The organism is Roseovarius halophilus (ex Wu et al. 2025) (genome assembly GCF_047086965.1).
Map to the genome: position 1 here is coordinate 1 of NZ_JBKOTX010000646.1, position 264 is coordinate 264.

Here is a 264-nt window from a genome sequence, read left to right on the forward strand (position 1 = left end):
GGTGGTTTTGCGGTGCCCCGCCCAGTGACCAGAGGGCCTGTTGCAGGTTCTCGGCCAGCGCCGTGAAGCTCTCCCCACCGAGGACCACGCCGACATGTTTGTCTTACGCTGAACCCGGCTCCTGGGATATAAAGGAGCCGCTGCCCGGCACCTCAAACATGCCGTGCAGCGGCTCGGGCTTCACGCAGCTTTTCGACGCCTTCGTGATCGCGCTGGTGCGCGCGATGCCGGTGAAGGCCGTGGCCGAGCTGTTGGAGGTGGGCG

1 protein-coding gene is annotated in these 264 nt (G+C 65.9%); it reads left to right on the forward strand.

Annotated elements, in window-relative coordinates:
* Positions 1-158: 158 nt before the first annotated feature.
* Positions 159-264, forward strand: a 106-nt coding sequence (locus ACH107_RS33880) for a transposase family protein (RefSeq protein WP_412509933.1), incomplete at its 3' end; no start/stop codon positions are given.